At 65.9% G+C, this 10960-nt stretch carries 9 protein-coding genes and 1 rRNA gene; 5 read left to right on the top strand and 5 right to left on the bottom strand.

What is annotated here, in order from left to right:
* The 3 genes from PSV23_RS03850 to PSV23_RS03840 all read right to left on the bottom strand — a co-directional run.
* Positions 1-761, bottom strand: a 16S ribosomal RNA gene (locus PSV23_RS03850); the annotation flags it as partial.
* Between the two features lie 842 nt (positions 762-1603).
* Complete coding sequence (locus PSV23_RS03845; RefSeq protein WP_300466188.1) at positions 1604-2032, bottom strand: CBS domain-containing protein; 429 nt, start codon at positions 2030-2032, stop codon at positions 1604-1606.
* Positions 2033-2079: 47 nt separating this feature from the next.
* Entirely contained in the window at positions 2080-2730 is a 651-nt protein-coding gene (locus PSV23_RS03840; protein WP_300466187.1) for a rhomboid family intramembrane serine protease, read from the bottom strand.
* A 168-nt stretch (positions 2731-2898) separates the two neighbouring features.
* On the opposite strand from PSV23_RS03840, the gene hfaA reads away from it, so the two are divergent.
* From hfaA to PSV23_RS03820, 4 genes are all read left to right on the top strand, one after another.
* Positions 2899-3327, top strand: a complete 429-nt coding sequence (gene hfaA, locus PSV23_RS03835; protein WP_300466186.1) for a holdfast anchoring protein HfaA — start codon at positions 2899-2901, stop codon at positions 3325-3327.
* A complete protein-coding gene (gene hfaB / locus PSV23_RS03830; protein WP_300466185.1) occupies positions 3324-4340 on the top strand; it encodes a holdfast anchoring protein HfaB in 1017 nt (338 codons plus the stop codon). Before hfaA ends, hfaB begins: the two co-directional genes overlap by 4 nt.
* The gene (hfaD, locus tag PSV23_RS03825; protein ID WP_300466184.1) at positions 4279-5523 is read left to right on the top strand and encodes a holdfast anchor protein HfaD; all 1245 of its coding nucleotides are present in this window, start codon (positions 4279-4281) and stop codon (positions 5521-5523) included. Before hfaB ends, hfaD begins: the two co-directional genes overlap by 62 nt.
* Before the next feature lie 135 nt (positions 5524-5658).
* Entirely contained in the window at positions 5659-8538 is a 2880-nt protein-coding gene (locus PSV23_RS03820; protein WP_300466183.1) for a pitrilysin family protein, read from the top strand.
* Between the two features lie 130 nt (positions 8539-8668).
* Here the strand turns inward: PSV23_RS03820 and PSV23_RS03815 are convergent, their stop codons facing one another.
* Positions 8669-9535 (bottom strand): hypothetical protein, encoded by an 867-nt coding sequence (locus PSV23_RS03815; RefSeq protein WP_300466182.1) that lies wholly within the window; start codon positions 9533-9535, stop codon positions 8669-8671.
* Positions 9536-9677: 142 nt separating this feature from the next.
* On the opposite strand from PSV23_RS03815, the gene PSV23_RS03810 reads away from it, so the two are divergent.
* On the top strand, positions 9678-10217 hold the full coding sequence (locus tag PSV23_RS03810; RefSeq protein ID WP_300466181.1) for a PAS domain-containing protein: 540 nt from the start codon (positions 9678-9680) through the stop codon (positions 10215-10217).
* On the opposite strand, the gene PSV23_RS03805 is transcribed toward PSV23_RS03810, so the two are convergent.
* Positions 10180-10740, bottom strand: a complete 561-nt coding sequence (locus PSV23_RS03805; RefSeq protein WP_300466180.1) for a gamma carbonic anhydrase family protein — start codon at positions 10738-10740, stop codon at positions 10180-10182. The two genes, PSV23_RS03810 and PSV23_RS03805, sit on opposite strands and share 38 nt — an antisense overlap.
* Between the last annotated feature and the right edge of the window lie 220 nt (positions 10741-10960).

Raw genomic sequence — 10960 nt, 5'->3', positions numbered from 1 at the left:
CGTTTACGGCGTGGACTACCAGGGTATCTAATCCTGTTTGCTCCCCACGCTTTCGAGCCTCAGCGTCAGTAATGAGCCAGTATGTCGCCTTCGCCACTGGTGTTCTTCCGAATATCTACGAATTTCACCTCTACACTCGGAGTTCCACATACCTCTCTCACACTCAAGACACCCAGTATCAAAGGCAGTTCCGAAGTTAAGCTCCGGGATTTCACCTCTGACTTAAATGTCCGCCTACGCTCCCTTTACGCCCAGTAATTCCGAGCAACGCTAGCCCCCTTCGTATTACCGCGGCTGCTGGCACGAAGTTAGCCGGGGCTTCTTCTCCGGCTACAGTCATTATCTTCACCGGTGAAAGTATTTTACAATCCTAAGACCTTCATCATACACGCGGCATGGCTGCGTCAGGCTTTCGCCCATTGCGCAAGATTCCCCACTGCTGCCTCCCGTAGGAGTTTGGGCCGTGTCTCAGTCCCAATGTGGCTGGTCATCCTCTCAGACCAGCTACTGATCGTAGCCTTGGTGGGCCATTACCCCACCAACAAGCTAATCAGACGCGGGCCGCTCTAATGGCGATAAATCTTTCCCCCGAAGGGCACATTCGGTATTAGCACAAGTTTCCCTGAGTTATTCCGAACCAAAAGGCACGTTCCCACGTGTTACTCACCCGTCCGCCACTAACTCCGAAGAGTTCGTTCGACTTGCATGTGTTAGGCCTGCCGCCAGCGTTCGCTCTGAGCCAGGATCAAACTCTCAGGTTGAGTTGACTATCTGACCTAAGCAGACCGATCCGAAGACCGGTTGGCATTAGTTCTACGTATTCTTGACGAGATCCCACGAACGCCTCTCCGAAGAGCGACGTCATGGTGTCTTTTCAAAAAGACCGCAGTTGTCAGTGTCGAGACAGTTCCGAAGAACCGTCGCTAGGACACCGCCGCCTGCGTTTCTCTTTCCAGATCAACGATTTCAAAGACCAGAGGAACCGGAGACCGGCTCCAACCGTTTAGCGCCCGGTTGCGGCGGAGGCGGCGATGTAGTCGCCTCGGTATTCCGTGTCAAGCGGTTATTCCGAAGAACAACCTCTTTCCCGTCCGCCCCGTCCGGAGACGAGGGAGGCGCTGTTTAGCGCCTCAGTTTTCCGCGTCAAGTGGTTCTTTTTAAAGAAGAACCTCTGTCTGCGAACCGGCCCGGGAGGCCGGTGGAGGCGGCTGTCTAAAGAGAGCCAATCTCCGTGTCAACCGGGCTTTTCAGCCATTTCGCGGAAGAGAAATCCGGAGACTTCAGGCCGCAAAAAACCGTCTGGAAAGCCCGAGAGGCTTGCCTCTGTTTCGTTACCGACGATTCGATTGGAGCGCGGAACCTAACCGAAACACCTTAAGGAAGCAACCCGCATCTGCGACTTTCTTCCCGGGGAACCGCTGGAGACTTTCGTCTCCGTGGCCCCGGCGGCCGGCCCGTTTCCGAGCGAGGCGGCGATATACGCAGCGGCCATTTTGTCCGCAAGCCGATTCCGACAGTTTTGCGAACTTTCTCGCGGAGTCGCGGTCGATGGACCCCGGCCTTTCCAGGGCGATCCGCGATACGCGCCCTGCCCGCCTGCCCTTCAGCCTGCCGCTATATAGGTGCGCAGGGATTCAGCTTCCTGGGTGGCCTCGGCGATCTGGCATTTCACCACGTCGCCAATCGAGATCACGCCGGCCAGTCGACCGTCGCGCAGCACCGGCAGATGCCGGATTCGCCGGTCGGTCATCCGCCCCATGAGAATCGCCACCGTCTCGCCGGGCGCGGCGAACACCACCTCGGCGGTCATGAAGGTCGAAACAGGCTGGTTCAGCGCCGTCTGGCCATCGCGGGCCACGGCCTTGACCACGTCCCGTTCGGACAGCACGCCCACCACCTTGTCATTGTTGCAGACCATCAGGGCGCCGACCCGCAGCCGATCCAGTTCGCCGCACGCCTCCCCCAGCGTCAGTTCGGGCCCGATGGCGTAGACGGCGTCGCCCTTGTCCTTGAGAATTTCGGCGACCAGCATCGCGGCTCCTCCCTCTCTATATAGAGCGCGGCCGCGGATGGACCGCTTCAGGCGTCAGGGTCGCGCAGATCGGGCGGCGAATCAAATGCTTCCGGTCTTGCGCGAAATACGCTGGCCCACGGGCCGATCAGCAGGGCTCCGGCGATGAATCCGAAGGCGTGGGCCTCCCAGGCGATGCGGGCGCCTTCCATTCCCGGAGCAAAGCCCAACAGGCCGACGGCGGCGTTGACCGCCATGATCGCCACCGCCGGGGTCAGGAAGCGGGTGTCGGTCAGCGATCTCAGCTTTCCGGGCTTGCGGCCCAGCAGGCGCAGGGCCGCCCCCATCAGACCGAACACCGCCCCCGACGCCCCGACCAGGGCGTCATAGCTGGCGGGATGCGCCAGCCCGTATCCCGCGGTCGCGAGCAGGCCGCACAGTATATAGAAAGCCAGGAACCCCATTGCGCCCTTCCCGCCCGGCATCAGCCGCGCGACCGGGGCGCCGAAGGCCAGTCCCATGATGGCGTTCATCCCCACATGGGGCCAACCGCCGTGAACCAGCATCGACGTCAGCACGCCCGGCCACCAGCCGCCGTCCCAAAGCGAAGACGGGCGAAAGGCCAGCGACACTCCGCCATCCGGCAGACGCGTCTGAAGCCAGTAGATGACGGGCATCGACACAGCGACGCCGACCGCCACGAGGGGGGCGTTGAACACACGTTCGGGCGGCTGCGCGTTCAGGATGAAAGCTCCGGCGATTCACGAAGACAAACCAATCGGTTGTCAGACGCCCTCATGGCAAGCGCTTCTTAATAACCATGACCCAGAGTGGGACGAAGGATCCTTTCTGATCCGTTGACCCTGTTTGCGTGAGAGGTGGCCGCCATGACCATGCGCATCAAGCTCCTGCCTGCGATTGCCCTTGCCGTCACTCTCGCCGCGCCGGTCCCGGCTTCGGCCCAGTCGGCCGGTTCATCGAGCATGGGAACCTATCAGGCCGGCTACGGCGGCTCGCGTTACACGACCGCCCGCCCCCAGACCGGATCGACCCGGGACGCGAACGGCAACCGGCTGATCATCGACGGCGTCATCCAGGCCGGCGCCAGCACCTATTCCAGCGCCAGCGGAGGCGTCTCCTCCAGCTTCTCGGGCGCGGGCGGGACGGGCGCCATCGGCGGCTCGACCGCCATCGGCAACAACCTGAATGTCGTCGTTCAGGGCAACCACAACACCGTCATCGTCAATTCCACCCAGGTGAACAACGGCGCGATCAACGCCGGAACCAGCCTGAACGGCACCCTGAGGCTTCCATGAGCTCTGGCTCCCTTTCCCGCCGGCTTCGGGTCGCGGGCATAGCCTCTGCGGCTGCGGCGCTTCTGAGCGGCTGCATTTCCGCCTCGGCGGGTCCGAACGGGCAATACGCCTCGCCGATCGGCGATGCGCCCGTGACCGCCAACCCGACCCCCTACTCCGCCGCTCTCTACTGCATGGCCGACTACGCCCGCCGCTACAGCCTGCCCTCGCCGCGCATCGCGGTCGGTCGGATCAGCGACTACACCGGCACGGTCTCGGCCGACGGCGGCCGCCAGGTGACCGGCGGCGCCTCGCTGATGGCCAATACGGCGCTGGCCAAGGCCGGCGCCCACATCGTCGAACGCTATGACACCTCGGTGTCCGAGCTTGAGCTGCGCTACGCCAACAACCGCCTGATCGGCGACCAGGGCCCCGGCGGTCCCGGCGACACCCAGTACCGCCGCATCCTGGCCGGCCAGGTGCCAGGATCCGACTTCTACATCGTCGGCGGCATCACCGAGGTGAACTACAATATCCGGTCCGCCGGCTTCGACATGGCAGCGGGACAGGCTGCGAGCCAGACCCCCCTGTCCACGGCGTTCGCGGGCAAGTCCTATGTGATGAACATCGCCATCGACCTGCGCCTGGTGCAGACCACGACCATGGAGGTCGTCGATGTCGTCTCCTATCAGAAGCAGATCATCGGCCGCGAGATCTCGGCCGGGGTGTTCGACTTCCTGAACGGCAACGTCTTCGACATCTCCGCGGGCGAAGGCGGGCTGGAGCCGGTGCAACTGGCCGTTCGCGCCCTGATCGAGCGCGCCACAGTCGAGTTCATGGCCAACCTGTATGGCGCGCCCGGGCCCGAAATCTGCCTGACCGCCGGCCCCGACCCACTGGGCGGCGCCGTCGGCCCGACCGGCGGCTACTATCCCGCCTACCCCAACACGGACACAAACAATGGCGCTACACGTGCGGATCCGTCTCGCTGGCACGATCGCCGCGACGGTGCTGTGCGCGGCAACCGCTACTGAGGCCGCCGCCCGGACACCGCCGCAGGACGGCGCCATCGTTCTGAACGAACAGCTGCAGCTGGGCGATGTCTTCGCTGGCCAGACGCTGAACGTCGTCGACGCCCAGGACCAGGTGACCGTCGAAACCTCGGCCCAGGGCAACTCGGCCTCGGGCGCTGTCGAGAACGGGGCCATCACGGTGCAGTCGAACCAGGACATGCGCGGCGACGCCGTGGCGCGGACGGACCTCACCCTGGGCGGCGACACGTATGGTGAGGTCAATGCGACGACCCAGGCCGGCGGCAACTACCTGGCCGTCAGCGCCTACAACGCCGACCTGACCGTCGATGCGACCCAATCCAACATGGGCGATCTGGTCAGCGCCACGACCGAGGTCGGCGACAGTAACGCCCGGCTGCACGGCGGCGTGGCGGTCAACGCCTCGGCCATTTCCAACACCGTCGCCCTCGCCGGCCAGGCCTCGTTCCTGCAAGGAACCGTCGACCAGTCGTCGTCGGCTGTCGTCCGCTCGTTCGGCCGCGTCCAGAGCCAGTACATTCCGGCGACCGGCAGCGTCACCAGCGAAGCCATCGTCAACGCCGTTGCGGTCAACAGCAACGCCACTTCGGGTCAGAACCTGTCGATCATCCAGCGCTCGACCGGCGACTTTGTCGAGGCCGAGGCCAGTTCCAACGCCGGCAATGCCTGGGATCTGGCCGCGCGCGCCCGCGCCAGCGCCAACCAGGCCATCCTCTACAACGAGGGCGGATCGGTCGAGACCGGGTCGGACCAGAACAACACCAGCTTCGTCCGGGCCTCGGCCCTGACCACCGCCTATGACTTCGGCCAGGCCGAAGCCCAGGCCCGCGGCGTGGCCAATGAGCTGTCCGTCGGCAACAACGACATCTTCGTCGAGATCGACAACACCCAGTTCAACTCGGGCGGCGTGGACGTCACCGCCACCTTCTCGGGCACGAATGGCTACGATGTCTATGTCGGCGCTGAAGCCGTCGGCAACAGCGTCACCGGCTATGCCTGTTCGACCTGCGAAGCCTTCCTCGACGCCACCAATACCCAGACCAACAGCGGCGACGTCTCAGCCGTGGCCAACACCACGGTCGCGGGATCGGGACGCGCGGTCATCACGGGCGCGACCGCTGTCGGCAACTCGGCGAACTTCTACGTTTCAAGGCCGTCACATTAATCTTCGGTAACTTGAGCCGACCCCGCCGGTCGCTGAAAGGTTGCACGGGCGTCGGCATCTGGCCGGCGGCCCCAGCCCAGTATCCGGCGCGGCCCCGATCCGGGAGTGATCGCGCCTTTCGGAAAGAGACCGAGAATGCGTTCCGCCCGTCGCCTGTTGCTGCTCGTCGCGGCTTCCACCACCGTCTTGCTCGCCGCGTCGCCCGCCCTGGCCCAGGCCCAGGTTCAGCCGTCCGACCCATGGGCCCAGGCGGCCAGCGACATTCCGGCCGATTCCAATGTCCGTTTCGGCGTCCTGCCCAACGGCATGCAGTACGCCGTGATGCGCAACGCGACGCCGGCGGGTCAGGCCTCGCTGCGCCTGCGCATCGACGCGGGCTCGCTGATGGAGAACGAGGACCAGCTGGGTCTGGCCCACTTCATGGAGCACATGGCCTTCAACGGGACGACAAACATCCCAGAGAACGACCTGTTGCGTATCCTCGAGCGTCTGGGACTGGCGTTCGGCGCCGATACAAACGCCTTCACCAGCTTCGATCAGACCGCCTACATGCTGGAGCTGCCCCGCACCAATGACGAGACCGTCGACGCCGCTCTGCGCATCATGCGGGAACAGGTGTCCGAAGCCCTGATGGACCCCGCCGCGCTCGACGCCGAACGCGGCGTGATCGAGGGCGAGGAGCGGACCCGCAACACGCCGCAACTGCGCATCGCCAAGGCCCAGTTCGGGCTGATCGCGTCCGGTCAGCGCCTCGCGAACCGCTTCCCCATCGGTGATCTCGATATCATACGCAATGCGCCGCGAGACCGCTTTGTGGAGTTCTACAACGCCTACTATCGGCCAAACCGCGCCACGTTTGTCGCCGTCGGCGATTTCGATGTGGACGTGATGGAAGGCAAGATCCGCGCGGCCTTCGAAAACTGGCAGCCCAAGGCCGCGGACGGTCCCGATCCGGATCTGGGCCAGGTCGCCGCGCGCGGTCCTGAAACCCGCATCCTCGTCGAACCGGGCGTCCAGTCCTCCGTCGTGATCAACTGGGTCCGCCCGCCTGATCTTGATCCGGACACGGTCGCCGAACGCCGCGAGAATCTGATCCGCGGCCTCGGTCTGGCGGTGCTGAATCGTCGCCTCGGGGAACTGGCGCGCGCCGACAATCCCCCGTTCGTAAGCGCAAGCGCTTCAACCAGCACCGCATTCGACAGCCTGTCGGCTGGCACCATCAACGCCAACTTCAATCCCGGCGGCCTGACGCGGGCGCTGGAAACGATCGAGCAGGAACAGCGCCGACTGGTCCAGTTCGGAATCACCCAGGCCGAGCTGCAGCGGGAGATCACCGACAACCGCACCCGGCTGCAGAACGCGGTCACCGCCGCCGCGACGCGGTCCACGCCGGCGCTGGCCAACGGGCTGCTCGGAGCCGCCAATGACGGAAACGTCTTTGCTTCGCCGGCGACCGGTCTCGACCTCTTCAACGCCACGGTCGAAGGCCTGACGCCCGATCAGGTCACCGCCGCCGTCCGCCCGGTCTTCGAAGGTCAGGGACCGGTCGTCATGATCACCTCCCCGGTCGCGATCGACGGCGGTGAGGCCGCCGTCACCGCGGCGCTGGAAGCCTCCCGCCAAGTCACCGTGACCGCGCGCGCCGACGACGCAGCCCTGGAGTGGCCGTACACCGACTTCGGAACGCCGGCTCAGCCGAGCGCCCGCACCGAGATCGCGGACCTTGGGGTCACCCGCGTGGACTTCCCCAACGGCGTCCGTCTGTTCGTCAAACCGACCGAGTTCCGTGACAACCAGATCCTGATCAACGTCCGCACCGGCATCGGCGAGTTGGCCCTGCCCACCGACCGCGTCACCGCCATGACCCTGGCCAATTCGGTGATGGGACCGGGCGGCACGTCGAAGCTGACGGTGGATCAGCTGACCCGCGTGCTCAGCGGCAAGACCTACAGCGTCAACGCCGGCCTCGCGACCGACGCCTTCACCCTCAACGGAGCGACCAAACCGGAAGATCTCCAGCTCGAGATGCAGGTGCTGACGGCCTATCTGGTGGATCCGGGTCTTCGCGCCGCACCCTTCGAACTGGCCCGCAGCCAGTTCCCGTCGCAGCTCGCCCAGCTTCGCGCGACGCCCGGCGGCGTGCTGGGCCGCGACCTCGGCGAACTACTCAGTTCGGGGGATCAGCGCGACGCCATGCCGACGGAGGAAGAGATCGCCGCCATGTCGATCGAGGAGGTCCGCGCCGGCGTGACCGAGGGTCGCGCGCGCGGACCGATCGACATCGTCATGGTCGGCGACGTGACCGTGGACGCCGCCATCGCCACCGTGGCGAACACCTTCGGCGCCCTCCCGGACCGGGGTCCTCAGGCCCAGCCGCTGGCGGGCTCTGACGTCCGGCGCTTCCCCGCGCCCGTGGCCGAACCGGTCCAGCTGAAGCACGAGGGTCCGGGCGAGCAGGCGATCGGCCTCGTCGGCTGGCCGACCACCGATGCGATCGGCGACCAGCTCGAGGCCCGGCAGCTGTCGATCCTCAACGCCGTCGTACAGCTTCGGCTGAACGAGGAAGTCCGCGAAAAGCTGGGCATCGCCTATTCGCCAGGGTCCGGGGCCGCATCGTCGTCAGTCTTCCCTGACTACGGCTATCTCCTGATGCTGGCCGAAACGCGCCCCGAAAGCCTGCCGATCCTGTTCACGGCGTTCGAGTCCATCGCCGCCAGCCTGCGGGAAACGCCGATCAGCGACGACGAACTGCTGCGCGCGCGAGCGCCCGTGGTCGAGTCGCTGCGCCGCAACCAGGCCGACAATGGATACTGGGTGAGTCAACTCGCGGACGCCGGACGCAAGCCCGAAACCTTCGACGAAATCCGCTCGCACGTGACGGACTACGAAGCCGTGACCGCCGCCGACATCCAGCGGCTGGCGCGCCAGTACCTGACGGCTGACAAGGCCTGGCGTCTGACCATCACCTCGGACAACCCCGTCGCGCCTGCCGCGGCGGCGCCGGCGGCCCAGTAGGCGAAAAAATGGCCCCGGTCCTTGCGGATCGGGGCCAGTTTGCTTCTCAGGAGTTGTCGACGGAGCCGACGCTGACCGTTGTAGGCGTCCGCGGCTGACCCGCGGCTGAACACCGGTGTTCAGACTGGCGTCAGAAAACCCGACCGCCCACGCCGCCGTCCAGGGTGATCATCGCGCCCGACACAGCCATGCCGGCCTCTTCGATCACTTCCTCGCGGTACTCGGTGTAGGTCTCCTCGCGGAGCCAGGTCACGATTTTCACGCCCGCGCCGTAGCGGCGGAGCAGCGAACGTTCGTTGCAGTCGCGCTCGTCGCGCTGCCGCTTGCACTCGATCTGGCCGCCGCGGCCGTGCCACAGGGCTTCGCCCTTGCGGCAGTCCATGGTCTCGCCGTGGCCGAAGTCCGCGTCGCCCTGGTACTCGGCCCAGGTGATCTGGAGCCAGGTGCCGGCGAGGCAGCGGTAGAGTTCGCCCTCATAGTCGCCGTCAACCTCGCGATCGGGGCGAACCTGGGACGCCGGGTGCGGCACGTTGCGGTCGTCGATGCAGTAGGCCCGGATCACCACCCGCTTTTCCCACCGCCGACGGGCTTCATACGGAACCCGGATGGTCCTGCGCACCCGCGCGCCCTCGACGTTCAGGCCACTGATGGTGGTGGGATAGGGCTGATCGACCGTCACATAGGCCGAACCGCCGCCGCTGACGAAGACGCTGCCGCCGGCCCGGGCGTTCAGACCCGCCCGGGCCGCCGCGCTGGAGTTGGCGTTGGCGTTGACGTTCACATTGACGTTCAGGTTTCCGCCGCCGCCACAGCACGGCGGGGGTGGCGGCAGCTCGCAGCATGGAGGAGGCGATGGCGGCGGCGGCGGGGGTTCGCAGCACGGCGGGGGCGGCGGCGGGCATACCGGTCCGCACTGGGCCGCTGCCGGATCGGCGAACGCCATCAGGGCGGTGAAGCCCCCCAGCGCCAGCAGCCAGTTCATGATCCGCACCCGCATGGGCCGACCTCCACATCAAAACTTGCGCGGTCCCTGCAATACGCGGGCCGCTCCAATCTGCATCTGACGCCAGCAAGCCTTTCAATTCCGTTGCTTTCGACCCGGCCCGGGCCTTGCGGCGAAAGGATCAGAGGCCAAGGCGATGTTTCATCCTGATACGCAATTCCTGATCGACCACTGGACCGGCCTGTCCCGCCGCGCCGACACCCGGGCCGGCATACCGGCGCGCGCGGCTGTGGAGCCCGCGGTGCTGGGCCTGCGCCTGCCCCGTGTGTTCATGGCCGACCGTCCCGGCGAGGAGGCCGTCGTGCGGCTGGCGGGCGGCTGGATCGAGGGTTTCCACGGTGAGAGCCTCAAGGACCAGCCCCTGCTGTCGCTGTGGCGGCCCGCCTCGCGTCCCCTGGTCGCCGCCGCCCTGACGCAAACCCTGCGGGAAGCCCGCCCCGTGGTCGTGGTCGCCCTGGCCGGCCAGGGCGCGGCCCAGATCGAGATCACCATGGTTCCCCTGCGGGGTCCGTCCGGTGAACCCGATCGGGTCCTGGGATTGTACGCGCCGGCCGCCACCCTGACCCTGGCCGCCGACGAGCCCCGCCTGCTGACGGCCCGGGTCTCGATCGGCGTCGGCGAACCCGCCCGGGCTCCGCTCAGCCTTGCGGCGATTCACGGCCGCCGGCTGGCGTGACGGCGACAAGGTCGGCGCGATAGCGCTTCCAGTTCTGGACATAGTGCGCCGCCGAAGCCCTCAACGCCTCGATCTGCCCGGGCTCGAGTTGCCGCACCACCTTTCCGGGCTGGCCCATCACCAGCGAGCCGTCGGGTATGACCTTGCCCTCGGTGATCAGGGTGTTGGCGCCGATCAGGCAATTCTTCCCGATCCGGGCCCGCCCCAGCACCACAGCCCCGATGCCGATCAGGCTGTTGTCGCCGATCTCGCAGCTATGGAGCATGACCATATGGCCGACGGTCACCCCGTCGCCGATGGTCAACGGCTCGCCGGGGTCGGAATGGAGCACGCTGCCGTCCTGGATATTGGTGTCCCGGCCGATGGTGATGGGGTCGTTGTCGCCTCGCACGACCGCTCCGAACCAGATGCTGGCGCCCGGCTTCAGAATCACGTCTCCTATGACGGTCGCGTTCGGAGCAACCCAGTATTCGCCCTCTGGCGGAAGCTGTGGTTTCTTGTCAGCCAACGCATGAATCGTCATGGAAACATAACCTTATCTTGAACGGTTTCTTGGCTTTAAGCCTTCGTAAACCACGCTAGCATCATTCTGTTGATGCGATTCGAGGCCGCCATTTCGGCCCCGGATCGGAAGCCGGATCAAGCCCGGTCCGGTCAGACCTCGGGGGACGTGCGTGGTGCGTTCGGTTCGGCGGCTCGCGCCGCTGGGAGATTTCCGGTCCCTGGAAGGGCCCTCCTCCGAT

The organism is Brevundimonas sp., assembly GCF_029946145.1.
In the GTDB taxonomy this organism is placed as follows: Bacteria; Pseudomonadota; Alphaproteobacteria; order Caulobacterales; family Caulobacteraceae; genus Brevundimonas.
This window is presented reverse-complemented; position numbering and strand designations above follow the sequence as displayed.